Below are 18,905 nucleotides of genomic sequence, written 5' to 3'. Positions count from 1 at the left end.
ACTCGATGCGAGTAACCGTCGACGAGTCGTTGTGTGAGGCCAACGGCTTTTGTGAATCTTTAGCGCCTGACGTGTTCGAGATCGGGGATGCGGAGGTCGTCCAGATCGCCGACGGCCAAGTGCCGGAGCACTTGGAGATCGACGTCCGCGCCGCCGTCGACCAGTGCCCCAAGGCGGCACTGCGGATCGTCGACTAACGCGCCCTGAGCGAGATCGCCATCTCGTCGTAGATCGACATGTTGGTGGCCAGGCTGGGGTAGGCCACGGTGGCCGGCCCCAACTCGATGTTGTCGCAACGCAACAGCAGCTCGTCGAATACCGCCCGCAACTCGGCGCGGGCCAGCATCGCGCCCAGGCAATGGTGCGGGCCGCCGCCGCCGAACGCCACGTGCGGATTGGGTTGGCGGCCGATGTCAAAGCGGAACGGCTCCTCGAAAATCTCCTCGTCGCGGTTGGCCGAGCGCAGCATCGACACGATGCGCTCCCCGGCCGGGATGTGCTGACCGTCCATGTCGATGTCCACCTTGGTGGTGCGCGTCCAGTACGCCACCGGCGTCGCCCAGCGCAGCACTTCCTCGACGGCACCCGCCCGCACCGCCTCGTCGCCGCGGTAGCGCTGGATCTGCTCGGGGTTGGCGACGAATGCCTGCAGTCCGGCGGCTAAGGCGTTCTTGGTGGTGTCGCTGCCGGCGAACGCCAAGACGAAGAAAAAGATCTCGAGTTCGTTGGCGGGCAACCGAAACTGCTCCCCGTCCTCGCCGGTGACCACCGCTGACGCCAGCGTGCTCCAGATGTCGTCGGCGGGATCGCGCCGCTTCTGGTCGGTGAGTTCGAGCGCGTAGCCGAAGATGGTGGCGTAAAGGTCGAGTTCTTCCTGCTGCGTCAGCCGGGCCTTCGGCGAGCGGGCGGTCAAGATGCGGTCGAAGACGTCGAAGATGCGCGGCCGGTCTTGTTCGGGCATGCCGATGATGTCGCCTATCACGGTCATCGGCAGAGCATCGGCGACGTCGGCGATCCAATCACCGCCGCCGCGGCTCAGTAGGTTGTCGATCATCCTCGCGGCACGGGCCCGGATGCCGTCCTCGAGTTTGGCGATGGCCCGCGGTGTGAACGCGCTCGAAATGAGCTTGCGGCGCTTGTTGAGGTCCGGCGGGTCCATGTTGATGATCGTCGGATACGACGAAAACGTGTCGAGGGGCTGAATGAGCGGCCCGTCCTTGGCCGTGAACGAGTCGGCGTCACGATGGATGCGCACGGCATGGCGGTGCTTGGTGGTCACCCAGAACTCGCGTTGGACACCCATCCTGGCGGCGCCTGGCGTCACGATGTGGCGAAACAGCGGGCGGCTGCGTCGAAGGTCGGTGAACAGCGCATCCGGAAAGCCGTTATGCCACAAAGTGAAATCTGCCAGGTCCAGCTCGGCCGTCGTCATGCGCAACCCCGTCGTCGCCACCGGTTGACGTGCAATAACTAAAATAGTAACAATACCTATGCGGGCCAACGTCGAGTTGTTGGGCGATTCGCCGCGTATTGGCCACGACAACTCGACACTCGACCCGAGAAACGGAGAGTTCGATCATGGACCCGTCGGAACGCGAATTCGGGCCGGGGGGCATCGCGCTGTCGCCGTACCGATTCCCGACCGGGTGGTTCATCGTCGGCTTCGCGTCCGACCTGGCCGCAGGAGACGTCAAGCGGGTGCATTACTTCGGCGAGGAGTTGGTGCTGTTTCGCACCGAATCCGGCGACGTGCATGTGCTGGACGCCTACTGCCAGCACCTGGGCGCCAACATGGGTGTCGGGGGCACGGTGGAGGGCGAGAACATCGTCTGCCCCTGGCACGGTTGGCGCTGGCGCGGCGACGGGACCAATGCGCTGATCCCCTACAGCAAGATCGGCTGCAAGCAAAACGTGCGCATTCGCACCTATCCGAGTGTCGAATGGTACGGCTTCATCCTGGTGTGGCACGAGCGCCATGGCCGGTTGCCCTACTGGCAGCCGCCGGTGCTGGCCGAATTGGAGACCGACGAGTACTACCCGTTGCACCCGCACAGCCGGATGCTCAACCGGGTCAAGGTGCACGCGCAGATGATCATCGAGAACGCCGCCGACCCGTATCACGTGCAATACGTGCACAAGGCCGCCAATCCGGCGAATACCGCCTCGTTCGAGGTGTCCGGCTACCATCTGCACGCTACGGTCAACGCCCACTTCGGCGGCGGGCGTGCCCAGACCTGGCTCACCCCCAACGGGCCGGTCGACGCCAAGATCATCTACGACAACTATTCGTTGGGCTTGGGGGTCGTACGGTTTCCCAGCGAACTGGTCGCCACCATCCAAGTCACCGGCCAGACACCGGTCGACGAGGACTACACCGACTACTTCTACACCCAGGCATCGGTGCGCGACCCCGGCGACACCGGTGACGCTCCCAGCGGGCGCGCAGCGAGATTCCTTGCGCTGCAACAGGAAGTCATCAAGCAAGACTTCTTCACCTGGGAGAACATGAAATACCTGGAAAAGCCCAACCTTGCGCCCGAAGAAGCGCATGACTACGCCGCACTGCGTCGTTGGGCGCACCGCTTCTATCCGGGCGAACAGTGCGCGCCGGACGACTTCGGGTACACCTCCGACGGTCAGCCCGACCCGGCCGCCGCGGACGCCTGATGCCCGCCGGGCCCGCTGAGTTCGGCGTGGCGGAATTCAGCGTGCCGGCCGTACTCGATCGTCGCGCCCAACAGTGTCCGGACCGGGTGATGATCTCCATCGACGGCACCTCGGTGACCTTCGAGCAGTTGCGACAGCGATCCTGTGCGGCGGCGAACCTCCTGCGCGACGTGGGTATTGGCAGTGGGGATTGCGTCGCGCTGTTCACCGCGACCTGCCCGGAATGGATCTACTTCTGGCTGGGCGCCGCACGGATCGGGGCGGTGACCGCCGCGGTGAACGCCGCCAGCAAAGGTGAGTTTTTGCGGCACGCGCTTCGGTTGTCGCAGGCGCAGGCGATTATCACCGATGCCGAAAGACGTGCGCGTGTCGACGAGGTCACCGACCGGCTGCCGAAGCTGAAACAGGTTGTGGTCCTGGGCGAGACGCTTGATGCCGCGCTGAATCGTGTCGGGCCGCCGACCGGCCACCCGGGCGGAGCCGGACAGGTCGGGTCGCTGTTCTTCACCTCGGGAACCACCGGCCCATCGAAAGCCGTTGCCACCAGCTGGCACTACTTGTTCACTGCGGCGTCGACGGTTGCATCTGCGTGGAAGTTCAGAGCGGGCGAGGTGGTGTGGAGCGCCATGCCGCTGTTTCACCTCAGCGCGGCCCCGATGGTGCTGGCGCCCATGCTGGTCGGCGGCACCATTGTGCTGGCATCGGCTTTTCACCCGGCGACGGTATGGGACGAGGTCCGAGCATGCGGTGCCATCGGCTTCGCGGGCGCCGGAGCGATGGTGTCGATGCTGTGGAATCAACCGCCAGATCCGCGTGACGCGCAGTTACCGCTGCGGTTCATTTCCGCGGCCCCGATCGACGCCGGAATCTACCGCGATATCGAAACGCGCTACGGCTGCCGCGTTGTCACGATGTACGGCATGACGGAGGCCTTCCCGATCGCGGTCAAAGCTGTCGACGACGACGGGGTGCCCGGTACGTCGGGCCGGCCGAACCCGAGCTTCGACGTCGCGATCCTGAACGCCAACGGCGATCCGCTACCGGCCGGCGAGGTGGGCGAAATCGCGTGCCGAGCCCTTTTCCCGTACGTGATGAGCGAAGGGTATGTCGGCGCTGACGGAACAGTCGACCTGCACGCTGAGTGGTTTCGCACCGGAGACCTCGGCGTGCTGGATGACGATCAGAACCTGACTTACCTGGACCGGCTGAAGGATTCGCTGCGCCGGCGCGGCGAGAACATCTCGTCGGTCGAAATCGAAACCACGGTCATCGCCCACCCGGCGGTCGCCGAGGCCGCCGCGGTCGGGGTGCCCAGCGACCTGGGCGAGGACGACATCCTGCTGATCGTGACACTGAATCCACAGTCGTCGTTGGATTACCCCGATCTGCTGGACTTCTGCTCAGCGCGGATGCCGTACTTCTGCATACCGCGCTACGTCGAGGTCGTCGACGACATCCCCAAGACCATCATCGGGCGGGTACGCAAAGACGTACTACGCGCCCGCGGGCTCAGCCCAGGCGCCTGGGATCGCGAAAGCCACGGATACATCGTCAGCCGATGACATGGGAGAAACCACGATGACTATGACGTATCAGCAACAGTATGTACTGGACGGTGTTGCGGGTCGCGCCGCGATACTGGATCTCACCGCACGCCACAACCGGTGTTATTCCGACGGCGACCGCCATGGCTGGATTGCGACGTTCCGCCATTCCGGGGCAAGCTTCTCCCGCGGCGGTGAACAGTTCAACGATCTGGGCGCTGGTTTCGACGGCGGTTGTGGGCAGCGACTGGCCTGCGTCGACCACGAGATCAATGTCGATGGCGTCGAGGCCACCCAGCGGTGCGTCGCGCTGCTGTTCGCGGTGGGCGACGATGGTGTCAGCACGCTGCAGGCCACCGGAACCTATCGCGACCGACTGGTCTACGAGCGCGGTGGCTGGTACTTCGCTTCCCGTGAGCTGCAATGGGATTCGACGCCCGCCCACGTGTGATGATCCCCGAACTCGCCTTCGGCAGCTATCAGGACGCGCTGCAGATGGTGGGCACGTCAGCCGAGCCACGCACGGCAGGAACCGTGATCAGTGCCGCGCGAATCCAGTTGTTCGCCTCGATGGTCCGTGACGGTAATCCCTCGTACTGGGATACCGACTTCGCCGGCAGGACCTGGGGAGGGCTGTTGGCGCCGGCAGGGCTGCTGATGGGATGGTTGACCCCGCCGCCGTGGGAACCCACCGACGGGCCGCGGGTGTCCTCGATTGCGCTACGGGTACCGCTGCCGGGCACCACGTTCATCAACGCCGCCAACGACGCCGAACTTCTGCTGCCGATCGTCGAGGGGGATCGATTGACCGTCGTCGAGCAGGTGGTGTCGGTGTCGCCGGAAAAGCGGACCAGGCTCGGCGTCGGGCATTTCGTCGAGACGCTCGATACTTTCAGCCGCCAGGACGGTGCAGTGGTGGCCCGCAACCGAAACACATTGTTTCGCTTCACTCCTGAGCGGATGCCATGAGTGTGCAATGGCAGCAACTCAGCGTCCCGCTCGAGCTGCCGGAGGTCGTCGACGAGATCGACTACCAGCGTGTGGTGATGAACTCCGGTGCGACCTGGGATTATTTTCCCGGTCACTTCGACCCTGCCTACGCCAAAAGCCACGGTCACCCAACCATTTTCGTCAACACCATGCACCTCGCGGGCTTCGCCGACCGGCTGGCCACCGATTGGGCCGGTCCGCACAGCCGGGTGGTGCGCCGAAAGATGACGCTGGCCGGTTCCATCTACGCGGGAGACAGCATGGTCGGACGCGGTCGCGTCGTCGCCAAGCGCTGCGACACCACCGTAGATCCGCACCGCTACCTGGTGGATCTGCAGATCGAGGTGAGCAACCAGCGCGGTGAGCTGTGCTGTCCGGTCGAACTCACGTTGCAGTTGCCGGGATGACGAGATGGTCCACGGCATAGGCGAACTGCATTTAGCGGTGTGTCGTCGATTTGGCGAGGCGGTTCGCGCTGCGGACGGAAAGTGGGATCGTCGCTCCCCGTGTGACGCCTGGGATGCCAGGGGAGTGCTCGAGCACGTCATCGGTTTTCACGACGTGTTACTGCTACGGCCGCTGGGTCTGAAGCCGGAGCGGCCGCGAGATGACCCGCAGGTTCGGTGGGCGCTGACCTACGACCACCTAAAGCTGGCGTTTGCTGCCGGGCTGTTCCAACGCGTCGTTGACGTACCCGCGGTGGGCAGCAATCCGGCCACGCAGTTGGATGCACGCACGCTGGTACCCAACCTGACCCGTGATGTTGTGGTGCACACCTGGGACCTCGCTCGCGCCGTAGGAGCCGATGACCGGCTCGACCCCCGCTGGTGCGAGCACTTCTACGCGGACCTGCCGCATGATCCCGAAACGTTAACCGCATCAGGGATGTTCAACGCACCAGTTGATGTCAACGATCAAGACGACGCGCAGTCGAGACTCCTCGCCCGGCTCGGCCGCGATCCCTCGTGGCAACCGACGGACTAAGACGCGGACAGCGGCGGCATTGCCCCCTTGCTGACCACGGTCTGCAGTTCGACGTATTCGGCCAGACCCTCCGGACCGAACTCACGTCCGATGCCGGATTGCTTGAAACCGCCGAACGGAGCGCCGATGTCAAGCGTGTACATGTTGATGCCGTAGGTGCCGGTGCGCACACCTGCGGCGATCTCCAAGCCGTGGGCGACGTCGGCGGTCCACACCGAGCCGGCCAGCCCGTAGTCGCTGTCGTTGGCGATACGCAGCGCGTCGTTCTCGTCGCGGTAGGTCAGCACCGTCAGCACCGGACCGAAGATCTCTTCTCGCGCGATGCGCATGTCGTTGGTGGCATCGGCGAACAGCGTTGGCTGCACATACCAGCCGCGATCGCTCGGGCTGTCCTTGCCGCCGAGCACCATGCGGGCGCCCTCTTCGATCCCCGCGCTGATGTAGTTCTGCACCCGCTGTTGTTGGCGCTGGGCGACCAGCGGGCCGACGTCGGTCGCCTCGTCGGCCGGATCGCCGACCTGCAGACCCGACATCATCTCGGCCAGCGCGTCGACGACGTCGTCGCGGCGCCGCTCGCTCACGAGGATGCGGGTCTGCGCCACGCAGGCCTGCCCGTTGTTCATCAGGCCGGCGGTTTTGAGGCCGGCGACGGTCTTGTCGATGTCGGCGTCGTCGAGAATGATCGCCGCGGACTTGCCGCCCAGTTCCAGGCTGACGCGTTTGAGTTGCTCCCCGCAGATGGCGGCAATACGGCGGCCAGTGGCGCTCGACCCGGTGAACGCGATCTTGTCGACGCCGGGATGGCGAACCAGCGCCTCGCCGACGTCGCGTCCGCCGGTGATCACCGACACCACCCCCTCGGGCAGCTCGACCTGCTCGAGCATCTCGGCCAACCACAGTGCGTCCAACGGGGTTTCCGGCGCCGGTTTGACGACGACGGTGCAGCCCGCGATCAGGGCGGGGATCAGCTTGGGCATGATCAAGAACTGCGGCACGTTCCACGGCACGATCGCGCCCACCACCCCGACTGGCGCCCGGCGCAGATGTACCTCACCGAGCACGCCCTGGCGGCGTTCGGCCCACGGGAACTCCCGCGCGGCCGCCAGCGCGAGGTGCATCATCGACGCCGCCCCAGCCGCTTGGCCCAGCCGGCTGAAGCTGCGCGGCGAACCCATCTCGGCGGTGATCAGGTCGGCCATCTCGTCGATGTGGCCGGCATAGATCGCGGCGAGTCGCTCGACTTTGGCCATCCGCTCGCTCGCATCGAGCCGCGGCCAGGGACCGTGGTCGAACGCCTGCCTCGCCGCGGTCACCGCCGCGTCCACATCCTCGGGGCCGGCGCACGGCGCCTGGCCGACCGGCTCTTCGGAATGCGGCGAGATGACTGTCAGCCGATCTCCGGTCGCGGGCTTGCGCCACCGCCCACCGATGAAAAGCTGGTCATACGAACGGTGTTCCGTCATCGGGCACCACCTCGGGAAGGCTAAATCTGCTATTGCTGTTAACATAGCAAAAAAACGGCTCCCGCAGCGGGTCGCCGCAAGAACCGAGTGAGGCTGCCGTGAAATTCGACTGGCGTCGCTATCCGTTCCAGCTGGTGCCCGGCGACGGCATGCTCGAATTCCCCGCCGCCGAAGGGCAGCACCCCGACCACGAATCGGATACCTGGTTCATCGCCGGCGAATTGACGGCGGCAACCGGGCGATCATTTGCGTTCCTGACCATCTTCAACAAAAACCGTCCCGGCGGGTCGGTGGTCGCCGATTTCTATACGATGGCGCTATTCGACTGTGACGCAGGGACATACGGCACCTACACCGACTACGACATGCCGCCGGCCAACCTGAACACAGATGCGCCGCCGAAGCTATCGGCCGCCGCCGGGCATCTCGACATCCGATACCAAAGCAGCGCCGGCGCCGCGGTGTGGACGACCAGCCGCGGCGACGACCGCGAACTGCTGCCCTACACCTATCAGCTGAACTTGGTCGGCACCGACCAACAGGGACAGCCGATGGCGCTGGACTTGACCGTCACACCAACCCGGGCCCCGGTGCCGCTGGGCGCGTCAACATACAACGGCCGCATCGCCTGTTTCGGCCAGCACGACACCTATTCGTATTTCCAGACCCGGATGGCGATGACCGGAAGCCTGCGCTGGGGCGACATTCACGAACAGGTCAACGGCAGTGCCGGTCACGTTGATCGCCAGTGGTTTCCGCGTTACGCGGGCGGCGGCGGAACCGGCGGAGATCCGCGCGCCCGCTCACACGAATGGCGCACGATCAACCTGGACAACGGCGTGGATTTGAGCATCTGGCGACAATTCGATCGCACCAACAACAATGCCGTGCAGTCCTTTTCGGGCGTGACAGTCAGCCATCCACAACAGCAGCCGCAGTGCGCCGAGGATGTCGACGTCGTCGTCCACAGTTATGTCCAGTGGCCGGATTCAGTTCGCCCACTGGTCCCGCCGCTGGCGGCCGACCGGTTCATGCCCGATCGCCATCGCCTCAGCTGCACGACACTGCAACTGGAACTGGTGGGCGAGCCGCTGGTAGCCGCCCCGGCGCATGCCCTGCCGATCGAATACATGGAAGGGCCATACCGTTATCACGGCACGCTTCACGGAGAGCCGGTGAGCGGCTTCGGGTTTTATGAGCGGTCGCTGGCGCTCTATCGCGACTGGGAGCTGGCCGATGTCCACGCCTAGAACGCGGCCAGCGCCTCCGCCCAGCTGATGTGACGATGTTGCAGCCCGGGCTCGTTGCGGCCGAACAACAACTGATCGCGCGCGCCGGACTCGAGGTTGGCTTGCAACCCTTCCACAAGCGCGTAATCCTCGTCCCGCACTGTGGCGTGGGCATAGTCGAAGACAGCTTGCGCACCGGCCGCAACGGATTCATCGGCGAGGTCTAGCGGTGTCGAGTTCTGGTGGACGGTAATCGATCTGCCCGGCCTGTCACCCGGGTAGATGCGAAACAGTTCGCCGTTGGCGATCGTCACCGACAACACGATGTTGGGGAACAGGGCATAGATCACCACCATGTTCTGGAACGGGTCCCACTGGTCTTCGGGGACGTTCTCGAGGTCGAGGATTGAGTTGAGCGGAAAGATCAATCGGTGGTGCGGGCCGAACGCATCGAAGACCGTGCAGTTGCTGCGCGCGATCGTGGCGAACGTCTGCCGGTGCACGGTGGCGAAATGGTAGTTCTCCGAGAAGGTGTCGACAGCCAGCTTCCAGTTGATCGGCGAATCGAGCACCTTCTCGCCCAGCGGAGACCACCGTCCGATGCCCCACGAGTCGAGTTCATCGGCCAGAGATCCCAGATGTCCGGCGACATCCAGCGTCGCGCCCGGGTCGAGCGACACCCACAAGAATCCGGCGAACTCGGTGGCCGGCAACTCGGTGAGCCCGTCCGACTTCACATCGACGCTCGGAAAGCCTTCACGACCGGGCACCGCCACCAGCCGCCCGGAATTGTCGTAGGTCCATGCGTGGTAGGGACAGGTGAACCGCTTCGCGGTGCCGCATCCGCTGGCCACCTGCGACTGCCGATGCAGGCAGACGTTGTTGAACGCCTTGACCGTTCCGTCGGAGATCCGCGTCAGCAGGATTGAGCGCCCCATCACGGTCTTGGTGCAGTAGGACCCCGCGGACGGCAACTCGGAGACATAACCGACTAGCTGGGGGCTGGCCATCAGCATCGCCACGTCGCGGTCGTGACGCTCGCGCGAGGTGTAGTCGTGCGCGTCGACGGTATGGACGGCCGGCGCAAGGTCGGTGGTTTTGTCCCGGGCCAACTTCACGGCACGCCGGGTCAGATCGATCAGCTGGTCGCGTTCCATACTTTTTAGTACACACCTTGCGACGGTCGTGTGGTCAAGTCGCGGCAAGTTGCTGATCGGCGCCGTCACTGCCCACCTACTTGAGCTCTAGATGCGGCTCGTGTGATGGCAATGGCGTGGGCGTGGCTGTGGACGCAGGCGAAGGTGTCACAGATGACGGGGCCTGTTGCTCACCGGGCAAGAGGCACGTCACGAAGATGACGGTTGCGGTCACCGCCAGCGTCACAACGACCAACGTAATGACGACCGCGCTCCGGACTGGGTGACGTCGACGCAGCTGCCGCCGCTGCCAGGGCGACGGCATCTCTTGCGTCGGACGCCACGAGTCAAGCCAAGCTGTATCGCCTGCCCCCGATAGTCGTCGGCTTGGCCGGTCGGGGGCGGCCCCGGCGGTGGGTTGTCGTTCAGTGACAGGGTTGGGCGTGACGGGCGCTTGCCTGGCGGTGGGAGTCGGCTGTTGACCACCATCCGAGTGGAAAAGAGGGAGGGCTTTGGCGAAATCCTGACAACGCGGAAACCTGTCGGCGGGGTTTTTGGCGAGCGCGCGCAAAAGGGCGGCGTCGAACCCGGCCAGCTCCGGTCTTACCCCGCCTAACCGCGGCGGCGGTTCGTTGAGGTGCTTACCGATCACCACGGCCGGGTTGCTGTTGTGGAACGGCGGCGACCCAGTCAACAGGTGAAACGCTGTCGCGGCCAACGCATACTGGTCGGCCCGCCCGTCCACTGGATGACCCATCAGCTGCTCGGGTGCGGCGTAGCTGACAGTGCCGACAGTGGTGTCGGTCCGCGTCAAACCGCTGATATCGTCCAGGCGTCGCGCGACCCCGAAATCCGCCAACAGTATTCGTCGCTTCCCATACTTGGGCCGGCTCAGAAGTATGTTGCCCGGTTTGACATCCCGGTGGCATAACCCGTGGCTGTGCGCGTAGTCGAGGGCTTCGCCGATCGCGCAGATGATCTCGACAACCTCGCTGGGCGGCATCCCCGTCGGGTAGTGGTCGCGCAACAGTCGAGCGGTGTCGGTGCCGTCGACGTAGTCCATCGAGATCCACAACCGGCCGTCGGACTCTCCCCGGTCATGCAGGCCGACAATGTGTGGATGCCACAAGGTGGCCGCCACGTCGGACTCCCGGTTGAACCGTTCGCGGAACTCGGGGTCAGCCGATACGTCTGCCGGCAAGACCTTGAGCGCTTCGCGCCGCGGTAGCCTCGGGTGCTCGGCCAAATAGACCTCACCCATTCCGCCGGCGCCAATCAGCCGGATAATCCGGAATCCAGCAGCCGTTGCGCCATTTCTCAACGCCATGGGCAGTGCTTCATCAGTAGGCGTGCTCTCCATCCGCTGTCTGCAGGGAGGGGAAAGCGCGATGCGCTGGAATCGGCCGTCGGTGCACGCCTCGTGACCTCGACCCCCAGGAACAGTTCCGAAGCCGTCAAGAAGACGTTCCTAAGCGGCGCGCCGCCCCGCAACCGCTGTTGTATACCCGGCGTCGGCCGGTTAAACCCAAGGCCACGCGAGATACAGATGTGACCCGTGGCGTCAGCGTGGTAAATGATGCAATTGTCGTACTCTGTGACTCGTGTCAATACCTCGGCGCGACGTGCTCAAATACGTGGCTGCGACGCCCGCGCTGCTCGGTTTGGGCGCCGCAGGCTCTGCACTGTGTGCTGCACTCGCGTCGGCGAGTCCGCTGGGCATCCTGCTCGACTATGCGGCCGGAGTGATCCCCGCCAATGACATCAAGGCAGCCGGCGCGGCCGGCTCCATTCGCTACGTCTCCGATCGCCGGCCCGGAGGCGCCTGGATGCTGGGCAAGCCGATACAGCTGGCCGAAGCACGCGACCTCTACCAGGGTGGCCTCAAGATCGTGTCGTGCTACCAGTACGGCAAGCAGGACACCGCCGACTGGCTTGGCGGTCAAAACGCCGGCGTCGCTCACGCTAAGCGCGGATGGCAGTTGCACACCGCCGCCGGCGGACCGGTGGGCGCCCCGATCTACGCCTCAATCGACGACGACCCGTCCTATGAGCAGTACAAACAGCAGGTCGCACCTTATCTGCGCGGCTGGGAATCTGTGCTCGGCCACCAGCGCGTCGGCGTCTACGCCAATTCCAAGACGATCGACTGGGCGCTGCAGGACGGCCTGGGCTCTTATTTCTGGCAGCACAACTGGGGCTCGCCGAAAGGCTTCACCCATCCGGCGGCCAGCCTGCACCAGGTCGAGATCGACAAGCGCAGCGTCGGCGGCGTCGGGGTAGACATCAACAACATCGTCAAGCCGGAATTCGGGCAGTGGAACTGAGCGCGGACACCAGCGCCGCAGCGGAGCGACCGGAGCTGACTCGCGGGTAAGTTCCAGCAAACTCCCGACGGGCTCTCGGCCTCCGCCGATCGCTAGGCGACGAGACAACCCGCGCAGTCACACGCCGACGCCGCAGCGCAGATTTTGCGCATAACGATTTGATAACAATACTGCCGTGATCTGCACTGTTGTGCCTACTCGACCGTAACCACCTGCACGCAGCAGGTTTGGTCCGGACGCTTCCGGGCACGGTTCGGCGGCGTGTTACCCACGTAACCATTACCCGCGCGTAGAACTCGCTAGTAACCGATCGGCACAGGAAAACGCCCCGGTTCTTATGACACTCTTATTGCAGCCGACGCTCGATCTCGGCGCCCCGGTGATGGGCGAGTCAGTCGAGTAGGGCCGGGATCCGACGGGGAATCAACGACACCCAGGGCAGCGCCGCTCTGACACCGCAGCGATACGAGCATTACAGGGAGATTGGCAACGTGACGATCCACGAGCATGACCGGGTGTCCGCCGACCGCGACAAGATGACCGCGCAGGGTGCTCATGCTCTCGTCGATCGTTTGACTGCCGGCGAGCCCTTTGCCGTCGCATTCGGCGGCCAGGGCAGCACCTGGCTGGAGAGCCTGGAAGAGCTGGTGTCCTCGGCCGGTATCGAGTCGGAGTTGACGACGCTGGTCGGTGAGGCGCAGCTGCTACTCGAGCCGGTCGCCGATGAGCTGGTGGTGGTGCGTCCGATCGGCTTCGAACCGCTGGGTTGGGTCCGCGCGCTGGCTGCCGAAGATCCGGTTCCGTCCGCCAAGCATCTGACCTCGGCGGCGGTATCGCTGCCGGGCGTGCTGCTCAGCCAGATTGCCGCGGTGCGAACGCTGGCGCGCCAAGGCCTGGACCTGTCCGGTATCCCGCCGGTGGCACTGGCGGGACACTCGCAGGGCGTGCTGGCGGTCGAGGCGTTGAAGGCCGGAGGCGCGCGTGACATCGAACTGCTGGCTCTGGCGCAGCTGATCGGTGCGGCAGGCACGTTGGTGGCCCGCCGGCGCGGCATCTCGGCGCTCGGTGACCGCTCGCCGATGGTGTCGGTGTCCAACGCCGACCCCGAGCGCATCCAGCGGCTGCTCGAAGAGTTCACCCGAGACGTCCGGACCGTGCTGCCGCCGGTGCTGTCCATCCGCAACGGCCGGCGCGCTGTCGTCATCACCGGAACGCCCGAGCAGCTGTCGCGATTCGAGCTGTACTGCAAGCAGATCTCGGAAAAAGAGGAAGCCGACCGCAAGAACAAGATTCGCGGCGGCGACGTCTTCGCGCCGGTCTTCGAGCCGGTGCAGGTCGAGGTTGGTTTCCACACGCCGCGGCTGGCCGATGGCATCGACATCGTCGCCGGCTGGGCCGAAATAGTAGGCGTCAATGTCGAGTTGGCCCGCGCCATGGCGGAGGCCGTGTTGGTCAGGCGGGTCGACTGGGTGGAGGAGGTCGCCTCGATCCACGACGCCGGGGCGCGCTGGATTCTCGACTTGGGGCCCGGCGACATCTTGACCCGCTTGACCGCACCGGTCATCCGCGGCCTGGGTATCGGGATCGTGCCCGCCGCCACCCGCGGGGGTCAACGCAATCTGTTTACCGTCGGCGCTGTCCCTGAGGTGGCGCGGGCCTGGTCGAGCTACGCACCGTCGGTGGTCAGCTTGCCCGACGGGCGGGTCAAGCTCTCGACGAAGTTCACCCGGCTGACCGGCCGCTCGCCGATCCTGCTGGCGGGCATGACGCCGACCACCGTCGACGCCAAGATTGTCGCTGCTGCCGCCAACGCAGGGCACTGGGCCGAACTGGCCGGCGGTGGCCAGGTCACCGAACCGATCTTCGACAACCGCATCGAGGAGCTCACCGGGCTCTTGGAGCCAGGCCGCACGTTCCAGTTCAACGCGCTGTTCCTCGACCCATATCTGTGGAAGCTGCAGGTCGGCGGAAAGCGGTTGGTGCAGAAGGCCCGTCAGTCCGGCGCACCGATCGACGGCCTGGTGGTCAGCGCCGGCATTCCCGAATTGGAAGAAGCCGTCGAGCTGATCGACGAGCTGAACGAAATCGGGATAACTCATGTGGTGTTCAAGCCGGGCACCGTCGAGCAGATCCGCTCGGTGATCCGCATCGCCACCGAGGTGTCGACCAAGCCGGTGATCATGCACATCGAGGGCGGCCGAGCCGGCGGCCACCACTCCTGGGAAGACCTCGACGACCTGCTGCTGACCACCTACTCCGAGCTGCGATCGCGGCCCAACATCACTGTCTGCGTGGGCGGCGGTATCGGCACCCCCGAACGGGCAGCCGAATACCTGACCGGACGCTGGGCCGAGGCCTACGGCTTCCCGCTGATGCCGGTCGACGGCATCCTGGTCGGTACTGCTGCGATGGCGACCAAGGAGTCGACCACCTCGCCGTCGGTCAAGCAGATGCTGGTCGAAACGCAGGGCACCGACCAGTGGATCAGCGCCGGAAAAGCGCAGGGCGGCATGGCATCCAGCCGCAGCCAGCTCGGCGCCGACATCCACGAGATCGACAACACCGCCTCGCGGTGCGGCCGCCTGCTCGACGAGGTCGCCGGCGACGCCGACGCGGTGGCGGCCCGCCGCGACGAGCTCATCGCCGCGATGGCCAACACCGCCAAACCGTACTTCGGCGACGTCGCCGAGATGACGTATCTGCAGTGGCTGCAGCGCTACGTCGAATTGACGATCGGCGACGGCGATTCCACCGCCGACACCGCGTCGCCGGGCAGTCCGTGGCTGGCCGACACCTGGCGCGACCGCTTCGAACAGATGCTGCAGCGCGCCGAAGCCCGCCTCCACACGCAAGACCACGGCCCAATCGAGACTTTGTTCAACGACGAGCAGCTGCTGGAAAACCCCAACGAGGCCATCGCCGTTCTGCTTTCGCAGTACCCCGACGCCCAGACCGTCCAACTGCATCCGGCCGATGTGTCGTTCTTCGTCACGCTGTGCAAGACGCTGGGCAAGCCGGTCAACTTCGTGCCGGTCATCGACAAGGACGTGCGGCGCTGGTGGCGCAGCGACTCGCTGTGGCAGGCACACGATGCCCGCTACGACGCCGACCAGGTCTGCATCATCCCGGGCACCGCGGCGGTAGCCGGTATCACCCGGCTCGACGAACCGGTCGGCGAGTTGCTGGACCGCTTCGAGCAGGCCGCCGTCGACGAGCTGCTCGCGGCCAATGGACAGCCGGAGTCGGTGACCGCGCGCCGCCAGGGCCGCGCCGACGTCAGTGGGCCGCTGGCTGTTGTGCTCGACGCCCCCGACGTGTTGTGGGCCGGTCGCGCTGCCACCAACCCGGTGCACCGAATCGCCGATCCCAGCGAGTGGCAGGTGCACGAAAACCGCACTGCCACACATTCATCCACCGGCGCGCGGCTACAGACCGACGGTGATCGCGTCGTGCTGAGCGTGCCGATATCCGGCACCTGGATCGACATCCGGTTCACGCTGCCGGCCGTCACCGTCGACGGCGGCACCCCGGTGGTCGACACCGACGATGCGGCGAGCGCCATGCGGGCGGTGCTGGCTATCGCCGCGGGTGTCGACGGGCCGGACGCGTTGCCGCCGGTGCATGACGGGGCAGCCACCATCACCGTCGGCTGGGACCCCGAGCGGGTGGCCGACCACACCGGAGTCACGGCCACCTTCGGCGAGCCGTTGGCACCCGGCTTGACCACCGTGCCCGACGCATTGGTCGGCAGTTGCTGGCCCGCGGTGTTTGCCACCATCGGCTCGGCTGTCACCGACACCGGCATGCCGGTCGTGGAGGGCCTGCTGAGCCTCGTGCACTTGGATCACGCCGCGCATCTGGTCGGGCCGCTGCCCACCGTTCCAGCCGAATTGACCGTCACCGCAACGGCTTCAGCGGCCACCGACACCGAGGTGGGCCGGGTGATTCCGGTCTCGGTGACCGTCGCGAGCTCAGCCGGCACGGTGCTGGCCAAGCTCGAGGAGCGGTTCGCGATCCGCGGCCGCACCGGAGCGGTCGAGCTGACCGACCCGCAGCGGGCCGGTGGCGCGGTGTCCGACAACGCCACCGACACCCCGCGCCGCCGTCGCCGCGACGTCACGCTGAGTTCACCGGTCGACATGCGGCCGTTCGCGGTGGTCTCCGGCGATCACAACCCGATTCACACCGACCGGGCCGCCGCGCTGTTGGCCGGTCTGGAATCGCCGATCGTGCACGGCATGTGGCTCTCGGCCGCAGCGCAGCACGTGGTGACCGCCACTGACGGCCAGGCCCGGCCCCCGGCTCGGTTGATTGGCTGGACCGCGCGCTTCCTGGGCATGGTGCGCCCGGGCGACGAGGTGGACTTCCGGGTCGACCGGGTTGGGATCGACCAGGGGGCAGAGGTTTTGGAGGTCAGCGCAAAGATTGGTCCGGATCTCGTCATGTCGGCGACGGCCCGGCTGGCCGCGCCCAAGACGGTCTATGCGTTCCCCGGCCAGGGCATCCAGCACAAGGGCATGGGCATGGACGTCCGGGCCCGATCCAAGGCCGCCCGCAAGGTGTGGGACGAGGCCGACAGGTTCACCCGCGACACGCTGGGCTTCTCGGTGCTGCATCTGGTCCGCGACAACCCGACAAGCATCATCGCCAACGCCGTGCACTATCAACACCCCGACGGCGTGCTGTTCCTGACGCAGTTCACTCAGGTGGCGATGGCGACGGTGGCGGCCGCGCAGGTTGCCGAGATGCGTGAGCAGGGCGCATTCGTCGAAGACGCCATCGCGTGCGGCCACTCGGTCGGCGAGTACACCGCGCTGGCCTGCGTCAGTGGCGTGTTCGAACTCGACGCGTTGCTGGAGGCCGTGTTCCACCGCGGCTCGAAGATGCACGACATCGTGCCGCGAGACGAGTTGGGCCGCTCCAACTACCGGTTGGCCGCCATCCGCCCGTCGCAGATCGATCTGCCCGACGCCGACGTGCCCGGATTCGTAGCCGAGATCGCGGCGAATACCGGTGAGTTTCTTGAGATCGTCAACTTCAACCTGCGCGGCTCGCAGTACGCGATCGCCGGCACTGTGCGTGGTCTCGAAGCGCTGGAAGCCGAAGTCGAGCGGCGCCGCGAGATCACCGGCGGCAAGCGCTCGTTCATTCTGGTGCCCGGCATCGACGTGCCGTTCCACTCGCGTGTGTTGCGAGTTGGTGTGGCCGAATTCCGGCGGTCGTTGGAGCGGCTGCTGCCGCGCGACAAGGATCCCGACCTGATCGTCGGGCGCTACATCCCCAACCTGGTCCCGCGGCCGTTCACCCTCGACCGCGACTTCATCCAGGAGATCCGGGATCTGGTGCCCGCCGAGCCGCTCGACGAGATCCTCGCCGACTACGAGACCTGGCGGTCCGAACGGCCCCGCGAGATGATGCGCACGATTTTCATCGAATTGCTGGCCTGGCAGTTCGCCAGCCCGGTGCGCTGGATCGAGACGCAGGACCTGCTGTTCACCGAAGTGGCTGCCGGCGGCCTTGGTGTGGAGCGGTTCGTCGAAATCGGGGTGAAGTCCTCGCCGACCGTAGCAGGCTTGGCCATGAACACCCTCAAGCTACCCGAATATGCCCACAGCACAGTGGAAGTGCTCAATGCCGAGCGCGACGCCGCGGTGCTGTTCGCCACCGACACCGATCCCGAACCGGAGGACGAGCCGGTTGATTCCGGCGAGGCCATCGCCGACTCGCCGGAGCCGGCGCCCGTGGCCGATATGGCCCCTGCCGCCGCCCCGGCGCCTGCTGCGGCTACGTCAAGTGGCCCACGGCCCGACGACATCTCGTTCGACGCCGCGGATGCCACGCTGACGCTGATCGCGCTGTCGGCCAAGATGCGCATCGACCAGATCGAAGCGCTGGACTCCATCGAGTCGATCACCGACGGTGCGTCGTCACGGCGTAACCAGCTGCTGGTCGACCTGGGTTCAGAGCTGAACCTGGGCGCTATCGACGGCGCCGCCGACGCCGACTTGGCCGGCCTGCGCTCACAGGTCACGAAGCTGGCCCGCACCTACAAGCCTTATGGCCCCGTGCTTTCCGACGCTATCAACGACCAGCTGCGCACGGCGTTCGGCCCGTCGGGCAAGCGGCCGGGCGCGATCGGCGAGCGGGTGAAGAAGACCTGGGAACTCGGTGACGGTTGGGTCAAGCACGTCACCGTGGAAGTGGCGCTGGGCACCCGCGAGGGAACCAGTGTCCGCGGCGGCGCGCTGGGCAACCTGCATGAGGGCGCGTTGGCTGACGCCGCCTCGGTCGACAAGGTCATCGACACTGCGGTCGCCGCGGTGGCTGCGCGGCAAGGCGTTTCAGTGGCGCTGCCATCTTCGGGAGCCGGCGGCGGCGCGACGGTGGACGCGGCCGCGCTGAGCGAATTCACCGACCAGATCACCGGCCGCGACGGCGTGCTGGCGTCGGCGGCCCGCCTGGTGCTCGGTCAGTTAGGGCTCGACGACCCGGTCAGCGCGCCCGCAGCCGCCACCGATGCTGAGCTCATCGACCTGGTCACCGCCGAACTGGGTGCCGACGGCCGCGG

The 18,905-nt window shown here is 65.9% G+C and carries 14 protein-coding genes; 10 read left to right on the top strand and 4 right to left on the bottom strand.

Translation table 11 applies throughout. The annotated features are described in order from the left end of the window. Nucleotides 1–5: 5 nt before the first annotated feature. On the top strand, nt 6–197 hold the full coding sequence (locus tag A5707_RS07360; protein WP_065013853.1) for a ferredoxin: 192 nt from the start codon (nt 6–8) through the stop codon (nt 195–197). On the opposite strand, the gene A5707_RS07355 is transcribed toward A5707_RS07360, so the two are convergent. Beyond that, nucleotides 194–1,432: a cytochrome P450 gene (locus tag A5707_RS07355; RefSeq protein WP_065013852.1), complete on the bottom strand. Its 1,239-nt coding sequence runs from the start codon at nt 1,430–1,432 to the stop codon at nt 194–196. The genes A5707_RS07360 and A5707_RS07355 overlap by 4 nt on opposite strands. A 146-nt stretch (nt 1,433–1,578) precedes the next feature. Here A5707_RS07355 and A5707_RS07350 point away from each other — a divergent pair, with 146 nt between their 5' ends. The 6 genes from A5707_RS07350 to A5707_RS07325 are packed head-to-tail and all read left to right on the top strand — an operon-like array spanning nt 1,579 to nt 6,185. Further along, on the top strand, nt 1,579–2,667 hold the full coding sequence (locus A5707_RS07350) for an aromatic ring-hydroxylating oxygenase subunit alpha (protein ID WP_065013851.1): 1,089 nt from the start codon (nt 1,579–1,581) through the stop codon (nt 2,665–2,667). Continuing rightward, nucleotides 2,667–4,229 (top strand): AMP-binding protein, encoded by a 1,563-nt coding sequence (locus A5707_RS07345; protein ID WP_065013850.1) that lies wholly within the window; start codon nt 2,667–2,669, stop codon nt 4,227–4,229. Before A5707_RS07350 ends, A5707_RS07345 begins: the two co-directional genes overlap by 1 nt. 16 nt (nt 4,230–4,245) lie before the next feature. Next, nucleotides 4,246–4,662 carry a nuclear transport factor 2 family protein gene (locus A5707_RS07340; protein ID WP_065013860.1) on the top strand — a complete coding sequence of 139 codons (417 nt, stop codon included), beginning with the start codon at nt 4,246–4,248 and terminating at the stop codon, nt 4,660–4,662. After that, nucleotides 4,635–5,180, top strand: a complete 546-nt coding sequence (locus tag A5707_RS07335; protein WP_419866399.1) for an FAS1-like dehydratase domain-containing protein — start codon at nt 4,635–4,637, stop codon at nt 5,178–5,180. The genes A5707_RS07340 and A5707_RS07335 overlap by 28 nt, the downstream gene beginning before the upstream one ends. After that, the gene (locus A5707_RS07330; protein WP_065013848.1) at nt 5,177–5,608 is read left to right on the top strand and encodes a MaoC/PaaZ C-terminal domain-containing protein; all 432 of its coding nucleotides are present in this window, start codon (nt 5,177–5,179) and stop codon (nt 5,606–5,608) included. The genes A5707_RS07335 and A5707_RS07330 overlap by 4 nt, the downstream gene beginning before the upstream one ends. Nucleotides 5,609–5,612: 4 nt before the next feature. After that, the gene (locus A5707_RS07325; protein WP_065013847.1) at nt 5,613–6,185 is read left to right on the top strand and encodes a maleylpyruvate isomerase family mycothiol-dependent enzyme; all 573 of its coding nucleotides are present in this window, start codon (nt 5,613–5,615) and stop codon (nt 6,183–6,185) included. Here the strand turns inward: A5707_RS07325 and A5707_RS07320 are convergent. Further along, entirely contained in the window at nt 6,182–7,648 is a 1,467-nt protein-coding gene (locus tag A5707_RS07320) for an aldehyde dehydrogenase (protein ID WP_065013846.1), read from the bottom strand. The genes A5707_RS07325 and A5707_RS07320 overlap by 4 nt on opposite strands. Before the next feature lie 98 nt (nt 7,649–7,746). On the opposite strand from A5707_RS07320, the gene A5707_RS07315 reads away from it, so the two are divergent. Further along, on the top strand, nt 7,747–8,898 hold the full coding sequence (locus tag A5707_RS07315) for a lipocalin-like domain-containing protein (RefSeq protein ID WP_082969315.1): 1,152 nt from the start codon (nt 7,747–7,749) through the stop codon (nt 8,896–8,898). Here the strand turns inward: A5707_RS07315 and A5707_RS07310 are convergent. Continuing rightward, nucleotides 8,895–10,034 (bottom strand): aromatic ring-hydroxylating oxygenase subunit alpha, encoded by a 1,140-nt coding sequence (locus A5707_RS07310; RefSeq protein ID WP_065013845.1) that lies wholly within the window; start codon nt 10,032–10,034, stop codon nt 8,895–8,897. The two genes, A5707_RS07315 and A5707_RS07310, sit on opposite strands and share 4 nt — an antisense overlap. A gap of 76 nt (nt 10,035–10,110) precedes the next feature. Beyond that, nucleotides 10,111–11,340 (bottom strand): serine/threonine-protein kinase, encoded by a 1,230-nt coding sequence (locus A5707_RS07305; RefSeq protein WP_082969314.1) that lies wholly within the window; start codon nt 11,338–11,340, stop codon nt 10,111–10,113. Nucleotides 11,341–11,614: 274 nt separating this feature from the next. On the opposite strand from A5707_RS07305, the gene A5707_RS07300 reads away from it, so the two are divergent. Beyond that, complete coding sequence (locus A5707_RS07300; RefSeq protein WP_065013844.1) at nt 11,615–12,337, top strand: DUF1906 domain-containing protein; 723 nt, start codon at nt 11,615–11,617, stop codon at nt 12,335–12,337. A 491-nt stretch (nt 12,338–12,828) separates the two neighbouring features. Beyond that, nucleotides 12,829–18,905 (top strand): fatty acid synthase subunit beta domain-containing protein (locus A5707_RS07295; protein WP_065013843.1); only part of this gene is annotated, 6,077 nt, incomplete at its 3' end.

Source organism: Mycobacterium kyorinense (genome assembly GCF_001672775.1).
Classification (GTDB): Bacteria; Actinomycetota; Actinomycetes; order Mycobacteriales; family Mycobacteriaceae; genus Mycobacterium; species Mycobacterium kyorinense_A.
The sequence above is the reverse complement of the archived record's forward strand: the minus strand, read 5'-3'. Positions and strand labels throughout refer to the sequence as shown.